The sequence below is a fragment of the Streptomyces sp. NBC_00667 genome (genome assembly GCF_036226825.1).
Lineage (GTDB): Bacteria > Actinomycetota > Actinomycetes > Streptomycetales > Streptomycetaceae > Streptomyces.
Map to the genome: position 1 here is coordinate 3,592,477 of NZ_CP109022.1, position 16,909 is coordinate 3,609,385.

Annotated in this window: 17 protein-coding genes and 1 tRNA gene; 5 read left to right on the forward strand and 13 right to left on the reverse strand. The window is 72.2% G+C overall.

Annotated elements, in window-relative coordinates:
• The first annotated feature begins 43 nt into the window (after nucleotides 1-43).
• Genes OHA81_RS16715 through OHA81_RS16725 form a run of 3 tightly spaced genes read left to right on the forward strand, consistent with a single transcriptional unit; the run spans nucleotide 44 to nucleotide 5,092 of the window.
• On the forward strand, nucleotides 44-1,600 hold the full coding sequence (locus OHA81_RS16715; protein WP_329196842.1) for a sensor histidine kinase: 1,557 nt from the start codon (nucleotides 44-46) through the stop codon (nucleotides 1,598-1,600).
• A gap of 25 nt (nucleotides 1,601-1,625) precedes the next feature.
• On the forward strand, nucleotides 1,626-2,900 hold the full coding sequence (locus tag OHA81_RS16720) for a glycosyltransferase (protein WP_329196844.1): 1,275 nt from the start codon (nucleotides 1,626-1,628) through the stop codon (nucleotides 2,898-2,900).
• A complete protein-coding gene (locus tag OHA81_RS16725) occupies nucleotides 2,897-5,092 on the forward strand; it encodes a glycosyltransferase family 39 protein (RefSeq protein ID WP_329196846.1) in 2,196 nt (731 codons plus the stop codon). Before OHA81_RS16720 ends, OHA81_RS16725 begins: the two co-directional genes overlap by 4 nt.
• 108 nt (nucleotides 5,093-5,200) lie before the next feature.
• On the opposite strand, the gene OHA81_RS16730 is transcribed toward OHA81_RS16725, so the two are convergent.
• Both OHA81_RS16730 and OHA81_RS16735 read right to left on the reverse strand, forming a co-directional pair.
• A complete protein-coding gene (locus tag OHA81_RS16730; RefSeq protein WP_329196848.1) occupies nucleotides 5,201-6,835 on the reverse strand; it encodes an MDR family MFS transporter in 1,635 nt (544 codons plus the stop codon).
• A gap of 15 nt (nucleotides 6,836-6,850) precedes the next feature.
• On the reverse strand, nucleotides 6,851-7,300 hold the full coding sequence (locus OHA81_RS16735; protein ID WP_329196850.1) for a MarR family winged helix-turn-helix transcriptional regulator: 450 nt from the start codon (nucleotides 7,298-7,300) through the stop codon (nucleotides 6,851-6,853).
• 116 nt (nucleotides 7,301-7,416) lie between these two features.
• On the opposite strand from OHA81_RS16735, the gene OHA81_RS16740 reads away from it, so the two are divergent.
• A complete protein-coding gene (locus OHA81_RS16740) occupies nucleotides 7,417-7,644 on the forward strand; it encodes a hypothetical protein (protein WP_329196851.1) in 228 nt (75 codons plus the stop codon).
• A 109-nt stretch (nucleotides 7,645-7,753) separates the two neighbouring features.
• Here OHA81_RS16740 and OHA81_RS16745 read toward each other — a convergent pair whose 3' ends face one another.
• From OHA81_RS16745 to OHA81_RS16790, 9 genes are all read right to left on the reverse strand, one after another.
• A complete protein-coding gene (locus tag OHA81_RS16745) occupies nucleotides 7,754-8,500 on the reverse strand; it encodes a hypothetical protein (RefSeq protein WP_329196852.1) in 747 nt (248 codons plus the stop codon).
• Between the two features lie 70 nt (nucleotides 8,501-8,570).
• A complete protein-coding gene (locus OHA81_RS16750) occupies nucleotides 8,571-9,410 on the reverse strand; it encodes an RNA polymerase sigma factor SigF (protein ID WP_329196854.1) in 840 nt (279 codons plus the stop codon).
• A 224-nt stretch (nucleotides 9,411-9,634) separates the two neighbouring features.
• Entirely contained in the window at nucleotides 9,635-10,579 is a 945-nt protein-coding gene (locus tag OHA81_RS16755) for an RNA polymerase sigma factor SigF (RefSeq protein WP_443056561.1), read from the reverse strand.
• 240 nt (nucleotides 10,580-10,819) lie between these two features.
• On the reverse strand, nucleotides 10,820-10,981 hold the full coding sequence (locus OHA81_RS16760; protein WP_329202660.1) for a hypothetical protein: 162 nt from the start codon (nucleotides 10,979-10,981) through the stop codon (nucleotides 10,820-10,822).
• Nucleotides 10,982-11,444: 463 nt separating this feature from the next.
• Nucleotides 11,445-11,732, reverse strand: coding sequence for a hypothetical protein (locus tag OHA81_RS16765; RefSeq protein WP_329196856.1), 288 nt, complete (start codon nucleotides 11,730-11,732; stop codon nucleotides 11,445-11,447).
• Nucleotides 11,733-11,985: 253 nt separating this feature from the next.
• Nucleotides 11,986-12,072, reverse strand: a tRNA-Ser gene (locus OHA81_RS16770).
• An 81-nt stretch (nucleotides 12,073-12,153) separates the two neighbouring features.
• Nucleotides 12,154-12,582, reverse strand: a complete 429-nt coding sequence (tadA, locus tag OHA81_RS16775) for a tRNA adenosine(34) deaminase TadA (protein ID WP_329202327.1) — start codon at nucleotides 12,580-12,582, stop codon at nucleotides 12,154-12,156.
• 65 nt (nucleotides 12,583-12,647) lie between these two features.
• Nucleotides 12,648-13,196 (reverse strand): tRNA adenosine deaminase-associated protein, encoded by a 549-nt coding sequence (locus OHA81_RS16780; RefSeq protein ID WP_329196858.1) that lies wholly within the window; start codon nucleotides 13,194-13,196, stop codon nucleotides 12,648-12,650.
• Nucleotides 13,197-13,957: 761 nt separating this feature from the next.
• Complete coding sequence (locus tag OHA81_RS16790) at nucleotides 13,958-14,890, reverse strand: universal stress protein (RefSeq protein WP_329196862.1); 933 nt, start codon at nucleotides 14,888-14,890, stop codon at nucleotides 13,958-13,960.
• 188 nt (nucleotides 14,891-15,078) lie between these two features.
• On the opposite strand from OHA81_RS16790, the gene upp reads away from it, so the two are divergent.
• Nucleotides 15,079-15,714, forward strand: a complete 636-nt coding sequence (gene upp, locus OHA81_RS16795; protein ID WP_190185477.1) for a uracil phosphoribosyltransferase — start codon at nucleotides 15,079-15,081, stop codon at nucleotides 15,712-15,714.
• 51 nt (nucleotides 15,715-15,765) lie between these two features.
• Here the strand turns inward: upp and OHA81_RS16800 are convergent, their stop codons facing one another.
• A complete protein-coding gene (locus tag OHA81_RS16800) occupies nucleotides 15,766-16,410 on the reverse strand; it encodes a LytR C-terminal domain-containing protein (protein ID WP_329196865.1) in 645 nt (214 codons plus the stop codon).
• A gap of 135 nt (nucleotides 16,411-16,545) precedes the next feature.
• Nucleotides 16,546-16,842: a type II toxin-antitoxin system VapB family antitoxin gene (locus OHA81_RS16805; RefSeq protein WP_008740979.1), complete on the reverse strand. Its 297-nt coding sequence runs from the start codon at nucleotides 16,840-16,842 to the stop codon at nucleotides 16,546-16,548.
• Nucleotides 16,843-16,909: the final 67 nt, after the last annotated feature.

A 16,909-nucleotide genomic window follows, 5' to 3' on the forward strand; every position in this document is an offset into this window, starting at 1 on the left:
GGAGCCTCGGGTCCGGCGGCCCTGGTCGCTGAGGTCCCGGCTCGTGCTGGCGGCGGTGGTGCTGATCGCCGTCGTCGGCGCGGCCATCGGCGCCGTCACCACCTTCGCGCTGCGCCAGTACCTGGTCGAGCAACTGGACGACCAACTGCGCGCCTCCCTCACGATGGCCACCCGGGGCCCCGGCGCCGGGAAGGCCGCCCGGGAGGGCAGCCTCGGGTTCGTCCTGGCCGGAACCCCACCGGGCGCCGCCGGGATACGGCTGGACGAGAACGGCAAGGTCATCGGCACCGCCCGCAACGCCGCGGTCGGCGGCCCCGAGCTCGACCACCGTCAGCCCCTCACCGAAGCCCAGAGCGCGGCTCTGGCGAAGGCCGCCCGCAAGGCAGGCCAGGGCCGGCTCGGACCGCTGGACGTGGACCTGCCGGATCTCGGCAGCTACCGGGTGCTCACCGCTCCCGACGGGAGCCTCGTTCTGGGCTTCCGGCTCGGCGAAGTCGACTCCACCGTCCGGACGCTGATCGCGGTGGAGGTCTTCGCGACCCTGGCCGGCCTGATCGCCGCCTCCCTCGCCGGGCAGGCCCTGGTCGGTGTGGCGCTGCGCCCGTTGCGACGAGTGGCCGTGACCGCCACCCGGGTCTCAGAACTCCCCCTGCACAGCGGTGAACCCGCTCTGCACGAGCGGGTGCCCGACGCAGAGGCCGACCCCCGGACCGAGATCGGCCAGGTCGGCGCAGCCCTCAACCGAATGCTGGGCCACGTCTCCTCCGCCCTGACCGCCCGGCAGCAGAGCGAGATGCGGGTACGCCAGTTCGTGGCCGACGCCAGCCACGAGCTGCGTACCCCGCTGGCCTCGATCCGGGGCTATGCCGAGCTGACCCGCCGCGGCCACGAGGAACCCGGCCCCGACACCCGCCATGCCCTGAGCCGCATCGAATCCGAAGCCACCCGGATGACCGGTCTGGTCGAAGACCTGCTGTTGCTGGCCCGGCTGGACGCGGGCCGGCCACTTGCCACCGGCGACTGTGCCACCGACCTCGCTCCGCTCGTCGTCGACGCCGTCAGCGATGCGCGGGCCGCCGGGCCGGAGCACCACTGGCGGCTGGAACTCCCGGACGAACCGGCGCCCATCCGGGCCGACGCCGCCCGGATCCAGCAAGTCCTGGTGAACCTCCTCGCCAACGCACGCACCCACACCCCTCCCGGTACCACCGTCACCGCGCATGTTTCACGTGAAACAGCCGGCGAAGCATGCGACGTCGAACCAGCCGACGTCGAAGCACGAGACGTCGAAGCGCAAGACGTTTCACGTGAAACACCACACGTCCGGCTCCGAGTCGAGGACAACGGCCCCGGAATACCGCCCGAGTTGGTCCCGCATGTCTTCGAGCGCTTCGCCCGGGGCGATGCCTCCCGGTCCCGGGCCGCCGGCTCCACCGGCCTCGGGCTCGCCATCGTCCAGGCGGTCGTCACCGCCCACGGTGGCCGGGTCGAGGTCCGCAGCCGGCCGGGCCGAACCTGCTTCGAGGTCCTCCTCCCCCTCGCGGACACCAAGGAGCGGACGGACTCACAGACGGAGCACAGGCTCAGCACACAGCGGTGACAGGCCGCCCGGCGAGGGTCGGAGCATGCCAACCGACACCTCTCCCGGCTCCGGAGCCCTCCCGGCCCGCGTGCACTTGGCACCCGTGCCCGGTGAGCCCGTACTCGACGTGGTGATCCCAGTCTTCAACGAGGAGAAGGACCTCGGCCCCTGCGTGCACCGGCTGCACGATCACCTCACCAAGACGTTCCCGTACCCCTTCCGCATCACCATCGCCGACAACGCCAGCACCGACGGGACCCCCGACGTCGCGGCGGCCCTCGCCGCCGCCGTCGAGGACGTCCACAGCACCCGGCTGGAGGAGAAGGGGCGGGGCCGCGCCCTGCGCACCGTCTGGTCCCGTTCACAGGCACCCGTCCTCGCCTACATGGACGTGGACCTCTCCACCGACCTCAACGCCCTGCTGCCCCTGGTCGCCCCGCTGATCTCCGGTCACTCGGACCTCGCCATAGGCACCCGGCTCGCGCGCTCCTCCCGCGTGGTGCGGGGAGCCAAGCGGGAGTTCGTCTCGCGGGCCTACAACCTGCTCTTGCGCTCCTCCCTCGCCGCCCGCTTCACCGACGCCCAATGCGGGTTCAAGGCCATCCGGCGGGACGTCGCCCAGCGGCTGCTGCCGTTGGTGGAGGACTCCGGCTGGTTCTTCGACACCGAACTGCTGGTGCTGGCCGAGCGGGCCGGGCTGCGGATCCACGAGGTACCGGTGGACTGGGTGGACGACCCCGACTCCACCGTCCACATCGTCCGTACCGCAGCCGAGGACCTCAAGGGCGTCTGGCGGGTCGGCCGGGCACTGGCCGTCGGCGCACTCCCGCTCGACCGGCTCGCCCGCCCCTTCGGCGACGACCCACGGGACCGGACCGCACTGCCCGGTGTCCCGTGCGGGCTGACCCGCCAACTCCTCGGCTTCTGCGCGGTGGGGCTGTTCAGCACCCTGCTCTACCTGGCTCTGTACGCGGCGTTCCGCACCGCGGCCGGGCCCCAGATCGCCAACGCGGCCGCCCTGCTGCTCTCGGCCGTCGCCAACACCGCCGCCAACCGCCGGCTCACCTTCGGGGTGCGCGGCCGCACCCGAGCCGTGCGCCACCAGGCACAGGGGCTGGTGGTCTTCGCCATCGGCCTCGCCCTGACCAGCGGCTCACTCGCCGCGCTGGGGGCGGCGGCCGCCGAACCCGCCCACAGCACCGAACTCGCCGTACTGATCACCGCCAACCTCGCCGCCACCGTGCTGCGCTTCCTCCTGTTCCGCGCCTGGGTCTTTCCCGAGCCGCGCGGCAATCCCACGAAGGACGACATCCGATGACGACGGCAGCAGTACCCCTGTTCCCGCCCGCCCCGCCGACCGCCACCACTACGGCGGTGACCGGCCGGCCCCGTTGGGAACGTCCCTCGTACACCGCGCTCCTGCTCCTCACCGCCGTTCTGCTGTTGTGGAACCTGGGTGCCTCGGGTTACGCGAACTCCTTCTACTCGGCTGCCGTCCAGGCGGGTTCCGAGAGCTGGAAGGCCTTCTTCTTCGGGTCCTCCGACGCCGGGAACTCGATCACCGTCGACAAGCCCCCGGCCGCCCTGTGGCCGATGGCCCTGTCGGTGCGGCTCTTCGGGCTGGGCGGCTGGCAGATCCTGGTACCCCAGGCCCTGATGGGCGTCGGTACCACCGCGGTGCTCTACGGGGCCGTACGGCGCCAGTTCGGCCCCGTGGCGGCGCTGCTGAGCGGGGTGGCCTTCGCCCTGACGCCCGTCGCGGCCCTGATGTTCCGCTTCAACAACCCGGACGCACTGCTCGCCCTGCTGATGACCGTGACCGTCTCCTGCGTCCTGCGGGCACTGGACGGAGCCCGCACCGGCTGGCTCGTCGGGGCCGGAGCCGCGGTCGGACTCGCCTTCCTGACCAAGACCCTCCAGGCCTTCGTCATCCTGCCTCCGCTGGCAGTGCTGTACGCGGTCTGCGCTCCGACGCGGTTGCGCAGGCGGCTGGGGCAGTTGCTGCTCGCCGGAGTCGCGATGGTGGTGGCCGGGGGCTGGTGGGTGGCCGTGGTGGAGCTGTGGCCCGCCGGGTCCCGGCCCTACATCGGCGGCTCGCAGAACAACTCCTTCCTGGAACTGACCCTCGGCTACAACGGGCTGGGCCGGATCAACGGGAACGAGACCGGCAGCGTCGGAGGCGGCGGGCGCCCCGGCGGGGGCGGGGGCGGAGGCTGGGGAGAGACCGGCATCGACCGGCTGTTCACGGGCACCATCGGCGGTCAGATCTCCTGGCTGCTCCCGGCGGCCCTGATCATGCTGGTCGCCGGACTGGTGATCACCTGGAAGGCCCGCCGGGCCACCGATTCGCTGGAGAGCATGGCCCGCGCCTCCTTCCTGGCCTGGGGCGGTTCGCTGCTGATCACCGGGCTGGTCTTCAGCTACATGCAGGGGATCTTCCACGAGTACTACACCGTGGCCCTCGCGCCGTTCCTGGCCGCACTCGTCGGCATGGGCGTCGTCGTGCTGTGGGAGGAGCGGGGAAGCCGGGCGGCGTCCCTCACCCTCGCCGGATCCCTCGCGCTCACCGCCTACTGGGCCTTCGTGCTGCTCGGTCGCGCCCCGGGATACCTGCCGTGGCTGCGGTGGACGGTGCTGGCGGCGGGCATCGGCGCGGCCGTCGCGCTGCCGTTCGCCGCGCGGCTGGGTCGCAGGGCGCTGCCGGCAGTGGCGGGCGTCGCTCTGGGCGCAGCGCTGGCGGGCCCCTTCGCGTACTGCCTGACCACGGTGAGCACCCCGCACACGGGCTCCATCGTGACGGCCGGCCCGGCGGTGGCGGGTGGTGGCGGCCCGGGCGGCCGCGGCACGCACGCGTTTTACCTGCCCGGTGGTGGCATGCCCCCGGGCGGCGGGCCCGGGATGCAGCCCGGCGGACGACCTGCCGGGGTCCCCGGCATCGCGCGACCCGGCGGAACCGGTCCGCGGGGCAACGCGGGAGGCAACGCGCGCGGCAACGCTCCCGGCGGCGTCGGCGGGCTGCTGAACGGCGCGAAGGCGAGCGCGCAGGCCACGGCGGCACTGCGGGCCGGCGCCGACCGCTACACGTGGGCGGCGGCGGCCATCGGTGCGCAGAACGCGGCGAGCTACCAGCTGGCCTCCGGCGTGCCGGTGATGCCGATCGGCGGTTTCAACGGCAGCGATCCCTCGCCGACCCTGGAGCAGTTCAAGGCGTATGTGAAGGCCGGCCGCATCCACTGGTTCATCGGCCAGAGCGAAAACCAGGCGCAGGGCCGGCCCCCGGGCCAGGGGCTGCCGCAGGCCCAAGGTCAGGCCCAAGGCCAGGCGCAAGGCCGACCCCAGCCGCAGGGCGGAGCCGGCGGTGAGGTCACCGGCCTGCGACGCGCGGGCGCAGGCCCGGGCGGTGGCACCAGCAGCGCCATCGAGACCTGGGTGAGGGCCACGTTCAAGGCCACCACGGTCGGCGGGGCCGTCTTCTACGACCTCACCGCGCCCGCCACCACGACGCCCTGATCCGGCCCGGACCGGGGGTGGGCCCCGCGGAAACGAAACGGCAGGGCGCCGCAGACGAGGAACTCGCCTGCGGCACCCTGCCGTTTCACCGTCGTACCGGGCGTCCGGCTACTCGACCCGGGCGACCACCGGCGCCTCCTGGACGGCGCTCGCCGCGGCCGGGGCGTGCGAGGCCGGCTTCGACTTCAACGCGACCTCCTTGATGAACAGCACCAACAACAGGGCGAGCAGCGCGCACGGAGCGGCGTAGAGGAAGACGTCGCCGACTCCGTGCCCGTACGCGGACTCGATGACGGTCCGCAGCGGCGCGGGCAGCTTGTCGAGGTTGGGGATCCCGCCCCCGCCGGAGCCGCCGTGCGCCATGGCCGCCGCCTTCGGGCCGAGCGCGGTCAGACCGTCCGTGACGTAGTGGGTGACCCGGTTCGCCATCACCGCGCCGAGCGCCGAGACGCCCATGGCGCCGCCGAGCGAGCGGAAGAAGGTGACGACGGAGCTGGCCGCGCCGAGGTCCTGCGGGGCCACCTGGTTCTGCGTGGCGAGGACCAGGTTCTGCATCATCATGCCGAGGCCGAGACCGGTCAGCGCCATGTAGATCGCGATGTGCCAGTACGGGGTGTCGTAGCGCAGCGATCCCAGCAGGCCGAGGCCGGCCGTCAGCAGCACCCCGCCGGCCACCAGCCAGGCCTTCCAACGACCGGTCTTGGTGATCACCTGACCGGAAACGGTGGAGGAGACGAAGAGGCCGCCGATCATCGGAATCGTCAGGATTCCGGACATCGTGGGGGACTCGCCGCGGGCGAGCTGGAAGTACTGGCTGAAAAAGACCGTGCCGGAGAACATCGCGATGCCGACGAACAGCGAGGCCGCCGAGGCGAGGGAGATGGTCTTGTTGCGGAACAGGCGCAGCGGGATGATCGGGTCGCTCGCCCGGGATTCGACCAGGAGGAAGAGCAGGCCGAGCGCCACGGCGCCGCCGGTCATCGCCAGCGTCGTCCAGGAGATCCAGTCGTACGAGTCCCCCGCCTGGGTGACCCAGATCAGCAGCAGGGACACCGCGCCGCTGATCAGGAACGCGCCCAGCCAGTCCACCTTGACGTCACGCCGGACCACCGGGAGCCGCAGGGTCTTCTGGAGCACGATCAGCGCGATGACGGCGAACGGGACGCCGACGTAGAAGCACCAGCGCCAGCCGAGCCAGTCGGTGTCGGTGATGACACCGCCGAGCAGCGGGCCGCCGACGGTGGCGACGGCGAACACCGCGCCGAGGTAGCCGCTGTAGCGGCCCCGCTCGCGCGGGGAGATCATCGCGGCCATCACGATCTGGGCGAGGGCGGACAGGCCGCCGACGCCGATGCCCTGGACCACGCGGCAGGCGATCAGCATGCCGGTGTTCTGCGACATGCCGGCGACGACGGAGCCGAGGACGTAGACGACCAGCGATATCTGGACCAGCAGCTTCTTGCTTAACAGGTCGGACAGCTTCCCCCACAGGGGGGTCGCGGCCGTCATCGAGAGGAGGGCGGCGGTGACGACCCAGGTGTAGGAGGACTGCGTACCGCCGAGGTCGCTGATGATCTGGGGCAGTGCGTTGGAGACGATCGTGGAGGACAGGATCGCCACGAACATGCCGAGCATCAGCCCGGACAGCGCTTTCATGATCTGCGGGTGCGTCATGGGCGCGCCGTCGGACGTGGTCCCCGACTGGCCGCCTCCCCGCACACCGGTGGGTGTGGTCGTAGCCATGTGGTTCCTTCAGTACTAGAAGCTCGATCGGAGCCGTGCCAGCAGGGCGTTGAGCACGTCGATGTCCTCGGCCGACCAGTCGGACAGCGCCCTTTCCAGGGCGTTGGTGTACCGGGCGCCGAGCTCGGCGAGGACGGCGCGTCCGGCCGGGGTGAGGCGCAGGATCCGGCAGCGGCCGTCGCCGGGGTCGAGGACGCGTTCGATCCAGCCGCGGTCGGCCGCGTGGGCGACGTGCCGGCTGCTCACCGAGATGTCGATGGCCATGAACTCGGCGAGCCGGCTGAGCCGCATCTCGCCGTGCCGGTCGAGCACGGTGAGGACGGCGGCGGAGCCGGTCGGGCAGTCCGCGGGCAGGATCCGTGCGAGGTCGCGCTTGACCGCGCCGATGCCGGTGAGCTGGCGGGCCAGCTCCTCGTAGCGGGTGGCCGGCGTGGTGCCGGCGCTGCGGGCCGTGTGCGAGGCCATCCGACGCCCCCAATCTCGTTGCTTAGGGCAACCATAGAAGAGGTTGGTTGCTACAGGCAAATGGATGGGGGGGTGGAGCGGTAAAGGAATCGGAAAAGCCGCTAGGGTGCGGAGCCATGGCTGCGAACCACAACTCACCCGGCCCCGAGGGCAACTACGACCCGGCGGGCAGCACCCAGATGTTCCGCGCGTTCGTCGAGGAGGCCGAGCCGGTGCGTGCCACCGTGCCGGGAGCCCGTCGGCGCCAGTCGGCGAAGGCTGCCCCCAGGACCGGCCTGTGGGTGGGTCTGGGGCTGGCCGCGCTCGTCGTGATCGTGGCGGTGGCCTGGCTGGCGCTGGGCTAGTCCCCGTGCCCCCGCGCTGGTCCCCGTGCCCCCGCGCTAGTGTCCGTGCCCCCGCGCTAGTGTCCGTGCCCCCGGGCTGGTCCCGTGCCCCCTCGGGGGCCCCGGGGCGTCAGCTCCAGGTGGCGGTGACGTTCCGGGTCTCGACGTGCATGCCCAGGGGCACCCGCCACGCCTCGACGCAGACCGTGTAGGTCTGCGTCTTCGACGTGCCGCCCGCGATCGGGGCGGGCAGCGGCTGGGTCGTGGCGATCGTGGCCCAGTCGATGCCGAGGGCGCCGATGATGTGCGTCGCGAAGTTCACCGTGCCCGAACGGGCCGCGGTGGTGCCGGTGTTGGTGAAGGCGACCGTGACCCGCTCGCACCAGCGGTCGGCGGCCGCCGAGCGGAGCGGGGCGCCGAGCGTCAGCCGCGCCGGGGTCGCCGGCGCTGGGGCCGGGGTGCCCGGCCCGCCCGGCGTGGGCGGGGGTGTGGATCCCGGTGGCCCCGGGGGCTCGGTGCGGTGGGGGGTGCCGGGGATGGCGGCGGGGCCGGGGTCCGGTGAGGTGCCCGGGGCCGCGGAGCCGCCGGGGGCGGTGGATGGGGCTCCGCCCCGGGCGGAGGCGGCCGGGGTCCTCGCGTCCCTCGCACCGGTCGACGTACCACTGGTGGCCGAAGGCGCGGCGCCGCCCGGCGGCGGGGCTCCGAGCTGCTGGAACTCCACGTCCCCGCGCGGCGGTACGTTCCCGCCCGTGCCGGAGGGCGCTGCTCCCACGGCGGCGTAGCCCTCGCGGGCCGGACCGCCGCAGCCGCCGAGGGCCAGGGCGGCGACGGCGCCGCAGAGGGTGAGTGCTGCCGCCCGGCGGGTTCCCGTTCGCATCGCGCCAGTGTCACTGACGATCCGTCAGTTGGGAAGCGGGCGGCAGCGGCCCGGAGGGCTGCCTGCCGGCCTACTCGCCGATCAGGCCGACGCGCAGCTGCGCGAGCGTACGCGTGAGCAGCCGGGAGACGTGCATCTGGGAGATGCCGACCTCCTCTCCGATCTGCGACTGCGTCATGTTGGCGAAGAACCGCAGCATGATGATCTGCCGTTCGCGGGGCGGCAGTTTGGCCAGCAGCGGCTTGAGCGACTCCCGGTACTCGACCCCTTCGAGCGCGCTGTCCTCGTACCCGAGGCGATCGGCGAGGGAGCCCTCGCCGCCCTCGTCCTCGGGCGAGGGCGAATCGAGCGAGGAAGCGGTGTACGCGTTGCCGACGGCCAGGCCGTCGACCACGTCCTCCTCGGAGACGCCGAGCACGGCGGCCAGTTCGGGAACGGTCGGGGACCGGTCCAGCTTCTGGGCGAGCTCGTCACTGGCCTTGGTGAGGGCCAGGCGCAGCTCCTGGAGCCGGCGCGGGACGCGCACGGACCAGGAAGTGTCCCTAAAGAATCGTTTGATCTCGCCCACGACCGTCGGCATGGCGAAGGTCGGGAACTCGACACCGCGTTCGCAGTCGAAGCGGTCGATCGCCTTGATGAGCCCGATGGTGCCCACCTGGACGATGTCTTCCATCGGCTCGTTGCGGCTGCGGAAGCGGGCCGCCGCGTAGCGCACGAGGGGGAGGTTCAGCTCGATCAGGGTGTCGCGTACGTACGCGCGGTCGGGGCTGTCCACGTCCAGGGCGGCAAGTCGCTGGAAGAGGGAGCGGGAGAGCGTGCGGGTGTCGATGGCTTCCGAGCGGTTGGACACTGCCGGCAGCTCACGCTTGACGAGCGTGAGCACCTTGGAGCTGCCCTGGTCTACGGACATGCCACCCCCTTGAGGTCGCGGACGGTCGCGCTTCTCTGCGCGCCCGTCGGAGGAACGCAGCCTCCACCTGAATACCGGAGGCGGGGCTGCGGCAAACGCGGTTCCAGCAGAATGTCACATGTCGGCAACACGCTGTAGCGCCATGTCGACATGTATCTCCAGCGACAGAACGGAATGAGCCCGGTCTGTCGGGAAACGCGCCAGGTGATCTCCACCCGTTCCGGTTACGCCTCGATCCTGTTTGCGGATCGCAGCCGCGCGAAGCTCCGGGCGAGCAGCCGGGACACGTGCATCTGGGAAACCCCCAGCTCAGCGCTGATCTGCGACTGCGTCAGGTTGTTGTAGTACCGGAGCAGGAGGATCCGCTGTTCGCGCTCGGGCAACTGTACGAGGAGGTGCCTGACGAGGTCCCGGTGCTCGACGCCGGCCAGTTCCGGGTCCTCGTAGCCGAGGCGGTCCAGCAGGCCGGGCATTCCGTCGCCCTCCTGGGCGGCTTCGAGCGAGGTTGCGTGGTAGCTCCGGCCGGCCTCGATGCAGGAGAGCACCTCGTCCTCGGTGATGCGCAGCCGCTCGGCGATCTCGGGGGTGGTGGGAGTGCGGCCGTGCAGCGTGGTGAGGTCCTCGGTGGCGGCGTTGACCTGCACCCACAGCTCGTGGAGGCGGCGCGGGACGTGGACGGTTCGCACGTTGTCGCGGAAGTACCGTTTGATCTCCCCGACCACGGTCGGCATCGCGAAGGTCGGGAACTGCACCCCGCGGTCGGGGTCGAAGCGGTCGATCGCGTTGATGAGTCCGATCGTTCCGACCTGGATGACATCCTCCATCGGCTCGTTGCGGCTGCGGAAGCGGGCCGCCGCGTACCGGACGAGGGGCAGGTTGGCCTCGATGAGGGCCCCGCGGACCCTGGTGTGGTCGCGGCTGCCGGGCTGGAGGTTCTTGAGCTGTCCGAACAGCACCTGGGTCAGCGCGCGGGTGTCGGCGCCGCGGCTCTGCGGCCTGGGGGCGGGCGGGGGCTCGGGCGTGGACTCCGGTGGTGACTCCGGCAGGGGGTCCGGCGTGGACTCCTGCTGGAGGGGGACCTGGGGGTCGTGGGGCGGCTCGGCCGGCTCGGTGTGTTCCGGGGGTTCCTGCGCGCTCTGGGGGCTCTGGGGGTCCTGCTGGGGTGGCACCTGAGGCGCAGTACTGGCCGGCACGGTCACGCCACCCCTTCAGTCAACTATCCGTCAAAAGCGGTCATAGCATCACAAGAGATGCGCACTGTGTGCAAGCACCCGATAACGTCGTGTTGAGGATAGATTTGCCAGATTGGGCATATCGGGATATTCACCCTGAACACGGATAACACAAAAAGCCCCCCACCCGTCGGAGTGGGGGGCCGGGAAGTCCGGAATCCGCTTCAGCGTACGGGTTCAGCGCACCAGTTCGGTCATGAACTCGCCGATCCCATGGGCGGCATCCGAGATCCCCTGGAAGCCTATTTGGACCATATCGGCGGCTTTGACGGGTTGAGTGATGATCACGAAGAGTACGAAGACGACGAGCGCGCCCATGACGAGCTTCTTGGTGTCCACGAGCGGTGTCGGCCTCCCCAACCGGTCCTGCTGAGTCGGGTGAGTCTAACCGGTCAAGTTTGGGCACTCACCTGACCTTTAAGGACCAATGGCCTGTCGGTAAGGGCCTTTTGTCGCTCCCCGGGTGGGAGGGGAAGACGCAGGATGGGACACGAGCCCACCGGTTCTGGCAGGAAGCCGGGGGGTGAGGGAAAGGGCCTCGCTGCGGGGTCCGGCCGCGGCTTCCCCCCGATCGCGGCTCGGACCGGCAGGTTCGGTCTCCTCGGGGGGAGCGGCTTCTCCCCCCCCCGATGCCGCTTCCCCCGTCCACGCGTGAAGGTCCCGGCCACGGCCGGGGCCTTCCGTGCGTCGGGGGCCGGTGAGTTGCGGGAGCGGACGAGCTGCGGGTTACCGGCCGCGTTGCGGTGGCCGGCGGGCCGCGGTGGCCGGCGGGCCGCGGGTACCGGCCGCGTTGCGGGGCCCGTCAGCCGATGGCGCCGGCCAGGTCCGTGATGGGCTGGACGGGCGCGATCACCGGCGCGAGGTCGTTCGGGAGGTCCATCAGCCGGTTGAGCTGGTTGAGGGCGTTCAGCTTGGCGCCGATGTCCTGGACGGAGCCGGGCACGACACCCTTCGGCATGCCCGGGGCGGCCTGCGGCAGGTCCGGCAGGGTGAGCGGGGCGATCGGTGCGGCGGAGGCGGCGGGTGCGGCGAGGCCCGCGGCGGCCCCCGCGAGGGCGAAGGCGGCGAGCATGCGCTGGGTCTTGGTCATGCCGTGACAACGGCCGAGGGGGCAGCCGGTCACGCGGGGGTCCCTCGGAGGGCGGCCGTACGGGCGCTACGGGCGCGGGGCGGCGGCGGCCGGGGCGGGGCGGGGTGGGCATCCGGAGCGTCGCGGGCCGGGCGCCGGGCCGAGTGGAGGTGCGGGCGCGCGGGCCGGAGTCGTGGACGGGTGCGCGCGGGCCGAGTTGCGGGCGGGAACGACGAGAGCCCCGACCCTTGCGGGGCGGGGCTCTCGATCAGAGCGGTAGCGGTGGGATTTGAACCCACGGATAGCTTGCACCATCACACGCTTTCGAGGCGTGCTCCTTCGGCCGCTCGGACACGCTACCGAGAGAGAGCTTAGCCCAAAGAGAGCCGTGCTCTGAAATCCGTATCCGGTGCCGTGCCACGAGCCGCCCTGGAACGGTCGGTCAGAGGTCGCGGAAGAAGTCCGTCAGCTGCCGGGCGCACTCGTCCGCCAGCACGCCGCGGACCACCTCCGGCCGGTGGTTGAGCCTGCGGTCCCGTACGAGGTCCCAGAGCGACCCCGCCGCGCCCGCCTTCTCGTCATCCGCGCCGTAGACGACCCGGGCCACCCGGGACTGCACCAGTGCGCCCGCGCACATCACGCACGGCTCCAAGGTCACCACCAGGGTGCACCCGGTCAGCCGCCACTCCCCGAGCGCGGCGGCCGCCCGGCGCAGCGCGAGCACCTCGGCGTGGGCCGTGGGATCGCCGGTCGCCTCGCGCTCGTTGTGCCCGGTGGCGAGGAGCTCCCGGTCCGGGCCGAGCAGGACGGCGCCGACCGGCACGTCGCCGGCCGGCACCGCCAGGGCGGCCTCCTGGAGCGCCAGGCGCATGGAGTCCCGCCAGGGGTCCCGAACGGGGTCGGGACCGGGGTGGTGCGTGTGGTGCTCGGTGATCACTAGCGGACGGCCTCCAGGACCTCGGTCGCACCGAGCGACTCGGCGATCTCCGAGAGGGCGTCCCCGTCGAGGGTCATCAGTTGCTTGTGGCTCACGCCGAGGTCGTCGAGCAGCCGGGGGTCGCCGAGCGGACCGGCCGGTACCGGCTCGGTGCCGCCGCGGACCCCTTCGTCCGCGTCGTCGTCCTCGGTGGTGAAGGCGGCGATGGCGTCCTCCTCGCCGTCCTCGGTGCCGTCCAGGTCGAGTTCGTCGAGTTCGTCGTCCTCCTCCTCGCTGCCCAGCAGCTCTTTGGTCAGCATCGAGCCGTAGGAGCTGCGGTCGGCCGCGGAGGCGTTCGATACGAAGTACCGAGGGTCCTCCTCGCCGTCCACGCGGACGACGCCGAACCAGGCGTCCTCCTGCTCGATGAGGGCGACCACCGTGTCGTCGTCGACAGCGGCGGACCGGGCGAGATCGATCAGATCACTCAAGGACTCGACATCGTCGAGTTCCATGTCGCTCGCTTCCCACCCGTCTTCGGTGCGCGCGAGCAGTGCGGCGAAGTACACCGTGACTCTCCCACTGGTCGTAGGCGTGCCGGTTGGAGGTCCCCCCGGCCTGAGGTTGGGGCCTGAACAGCCGTGTGCGAGCCGTTCGTACCCCGCCCCATCGGCATCGTGGCAGAAACGGCGGCTTTGCGAGAGGTCTTCCGCGCTTGCGTCGTCCCGTGCCGTGGGCTCCGCGGGTTGTGCGGGGGCCGCGTTGGGCGGGCGGGACCCGGTCCCGGGGGTGGGCGTGTCACTCCCGGGACCCGGCCCGCCGGAGGGGGCGCCGGGGCGCGGGAGGCGGCGGCGGCGCGCGCCCGGGCTCCGCCCCGGGCCGCGCCCCGCATGCCGGCGGGGCCGGCTTCGGCCGGGGCGGCTGTCCCGGGTTCCGCGGCGCGTGGAACCCGGCGGCGCCGGGTCCGGGCCGGGTGACCGGCGGATCACCGGGTGACCAGCGAACCGCCGGAACGCCGGATGACCAGCGGACCGCCCGGTCACCGGTGGACCACCCGGTTACCAGCGGAACGTGCGCATGCGCATTTGTTGGCGCATACGGGCCGCGCGGGCGCGGCGGGGCTGGACGCGGTCGCGCAGTTCGCGCGCCTCGTTCAAGTCGCGGAGGAACTGCGCACGCCGCGCCCGGCGCTGCGCCGTACTCTCCGGCTCCCCCGGATCCCCCGGCTCTTTCTCTGGCACCATCGCCCACCGCCCCGGCTGCTCTTCTGCGGTTGTGCTACCCACCTTCCCCGGGACCCCCGCATTGATGCCACCCAGGTCGTCCCAGCTCAGGCGGGTTCGTCGTGGGTCGCCGGGACGACCGCCACCGGGCCCTGCGCGTGCTGGAGCACCGCGTGCGCGACGGACCCCATCATCAGCGCCCCCAGGCTCCGCTTCGGGTGGTGGCGCCCGACCACCACCAGCCCCGCCGAGCGCGACGCCTCCACCAGCCGCCCCGCCGCCTCACCCGGCACCGCGGCCTGCTCCACCCGCACCCCGGGGTGCCGCTCGCGGAACGGGGCGAGGCGTTCCTGCTGGGCCCGCAGGGCCTCCCGCTCGGCCGGGCCGAGGTCGTCGCCCCCCGCCAGCTCCTCGGGGGTGATCACCGCGAACGGCGTGTCCAGCGGCATGACCGCCGGGGACGGCGGTACCGGGTAGGCCGAGACCACCTGGACGGCCGTCCCCCGCGCGGAGGCCTCCGCGAACGCGAAGGCCAGTACGTCGTCATGCGTCTCGGCGGTGTGCAGCCCCAGGACGACCGCGCCGCCGGCCCCGGACCGCCCCGCCCGCGGCACCACCACCACCGGGCACGGCGCGGTGGTGGCCACGGCCCGGCTGTTCGACCCGAGCAGCAGCGCGGCGAACCCCCCGCGGCCCCGGGACCCCATGACCAGCGCGAGCGGCCGCGTCTCGGCCCCGATCACCCGCAGCGCCTCCGGAACGGACCCCTCCAGGGCCTCGTACCGCACCTGCGCCGGCTGCTCCGGCGCCGCCGCCAGGACCTCCCGCACCCGGTCCCCCACCGGATCGGCGTACTCCTCGGGCTCGGAGGCGTCGTGCAGGGACGAGCGCCGCCCCGCGTACAACTGGGCGCTGTCGGAGAGCACATGGGCGACGAGCAGCCCGGCGCCGTGCCGCAGCGCCGCGAGCCTCGCCCACTCCAGCGCCTCCAGGCTGTGCTCGGATCCGTCGACCGCCGCGATCACCAGTCCGTTGCTCATCAATCCAGGGTGCTGGCCCCCTGTGCGGCCCGCAATACCGGGGCCGGGGCCCCCGGGGTGCCCCTTCGGACACGGGAGGGGCCGCTCAGCGCGTAGCCTTTTGGGTGGAGGTCGCACATCGCGGCCGTTTTCGCAGGTCGCAGGTCGAAACCCGGCAGCTGGCGGCAGTTGAGGTCTTGGAGGAAGTTGTGCGTTTGCAGGTCGTCGATCACCCCTTGGTGGCGCACAAACTCACCACCCTGCGCGACAAGCGCACCGACTCCCCCACCTTCCGTCGCCTCGCCGACGAACTGGTGACCCTGCTGGCGTACGAGGCCACCCGCGACGTGCGCACCGAGCAGGCCGACATCGAGACCCCGGTCGCCGCGACGACCGGCGTGAAGCTCTCCCACCCGCGCCCGCTGGTCGTCCCGATCCTGCGCGCCGGTCTCGGCATGCTGGACGGCATGGTGCGGCTGCTGCCGACCGCCGAGGTCGGCTTCCTGGGCATGGTCCGCAACGAGGAGACCCTGGAGGCCTCCACGTACGCGACGCGCATGCCCGAGGACCTCTCCGGCCGGCAGGTCTACGTCGTCGACCCGATGCTGGCCACCGGCGGCACGCTGGTCGCCGCGATCCAGGAGCTCATCAAGCGCGGCGCCGACGACGTCACCGCCGTGGTGCTGCTGGCCGCGCCGGAGGGCGTCGAGGTCATGGAGCGCGAGCTGGCGGGCACGCCGGTGACGGTGGTGACGGCAGCCGTGGACGAGCGGCTCAACGAGCACGGCTACATCGTGCCGGGCCTGGGCGACGCGGGCGACCGCATGTACGGCTCGGCCGAGTAACGCCCCGGGCGCGGACCGGTGGTCAGGCGTCGGTGAGTGCTCCGGCGCCGGTCAGCACTTCTTCGCGGCGGGCGCGGGCTCGGGGTTGGCCAGGAGGGCCAGCGCCTTGTCGGCGTCCGCCTTCGTGCTGAGCTCCTTGAACCCGTCGCCGAGGATCAGGTCGATGTCCGGGCCCTCGCGGGTGTCGGTGTGCTGCGTCATGCCGGCCAGCTGGGTGCCGAGTACGGAGTAGGCCGCCTTGTCGGTCTTCGGCGAGCCCAGCATTATCCCGGTGCCCGGGACCTTCTTGTCGAAGTCGGCCGGGGCGTTGCCGACCTGCCCGATCACGAAGCCGCGTTTCTTCAGCTCGTCCCCGACGGCCTTGGCGAGGCCGGCGCGCGGGGTCGCGTTGTAGACGTTGACCGTGATCTGGCCGGGCTGGGGCAGCACCACCGCGGGTTTGGAGGGGGCCGCCGCCGGGCCGGCCTTGGGGGCGCCGGTCGGGCAGTCCTTGGCAGCGGCCGTCTTGTGCCGGGTGTCGCCGCGGAAGACGTCGATGAGCTGCAGTGCCCCGTAGCCGAGCAGGGCCAGCACGAGGGCGGAGCCGAACAGGGCGAGGATGATCCGGCGGCGTCGCCGCGGACGGCTCATGCGGGGGAAGGCAGCTCCGGTGACGCGGTACTTTCCGCCCATGCCGGGGGGAGTGAGCATGCTCATGGGCGCAGCGTAGTGCCGTACCGGAACGATGCCTACTAAATGATCGTTTGATCGGCAAAGGCCGACCCGAAAGGCGCAATCGGCCGGTCAGGACGGCTCACGTTCACGAGCGCGGGCTCTGGTGCGGAGCCCCGGTCAGTCCATTTCGAGGACGCGGGCGTGCAGCACCTGGCGCTGCTGGAGGGCCGCGCGCACGGCGCGGTGCAGCCCGTCCTCCAGGTACAGGTCGCCCTGCCACTTCACGACGTGCGCGAAGAGGTCCCCGTAGAAGGTGGAGTCCTCGGCGAGCAGTGTTTCGAGGTCCAGCTGTCCCTTGGTCGTCACGAGCTGGTCGAGCCGGACCGGGCGCGGGGCTACGTCCGCCCACTGCCGGGTGGTTTCCCTGCCGTGGTCGGGGTACGGCCGCCCGCTTCCGATGCGCTTGAAGATCACACGGAAAGCCTACCGGGCCGGTGCGTGCGGGCGCAGCATCGCAGCCGCAGTGCAAAAGTGGCAGACG

What these genes read in the sequence shown, in the direction of transcription:
- OHA81_RS16720 (WP_329196844.1), top strand. Translation starts at nt 1,626, where the DNA reads ATGCCAACCGACACCTCTCCCGGCTCCGGAGCCCTCCCGGCCCGCGTG.
- OHA81_RS16725 (WP_329196846.1), top strand. Translation starts at nt 2,897, where the DNA reads ATGACGACGGCAGCAGTACCCCTGTTCCCGCCCGCCCCGCCGACCGCC.
- OHA81_RS16730 (WP_329196848.1), bottom strand. Translation starts at nt 6,835, where the DNA reads ATGGCTACGACCACACCCACCGGTGTGCGGGGAGGCGGCCAGTCGGGG.
- OHA81_RS16735 (WP_329196850.1), bottom strand. Translation starts at nt 7,300, where the DNA reads ATGGCCTCGCACACGGCCCGCAGCGCCGGCACCACGCCGGCCACCCGC.
- OHA81_RS16740 (WP_329196851.1), top strand. Translation starts at nt 7,417, where the DNA reads ATGGCTGCGAACCACAACTCACCCGGCCCCGAGGGCAACTACGACCCG.
- OHA81_RS16745 (WP_329196852.1), bottom strand. Translation starts at nt 8,500, where the DNA reads ATGCGAACGGGAACCCGCCGGGCGGCAGCACTCACCCTCTGCGGCGCC.
- OHA81_RS16750 (WP_329196854.1), bottom strand. Translation starts at nt 9,410, where the DNA reads ATGTCCGTAGACCAGGGCAGCTCCAAGGTGCTCACGCTCGTCAAGCGT.
- OHA81_RS16765 (WP_329196856.1), bottom strand. Translation starts at nt 11,732, where the DNA reads ATGACCAAGACCCAGCGCATGCTCGCCGCCTTCGCCCTCGCGGGGGCC.
- tadA (WP_329202327.1), bottom strand. Translation starts at nt 12,582, where the DNA reads ATGCGCCTGGCGCTCCAGGAGGCCGCCCTGGCGGTGCCGGCCGGCGAC.
- OHA81_RS16790 (WP_329196862.1), bottom strand. Translation starts at nt 14,890, where the DNA reads ATGAGCAACGGACTGGTGATCGCGGCGGTCGACGGATCCGAGCACAGC.
- OHA81_RS16800 (WP_329196865.1), bottom strand. Translation starts at nt 16,410, where the DNA reads ATGAGCATGCTCACTCCCCCCGGCATGGGCGGAAAGTACCGCGTCACC.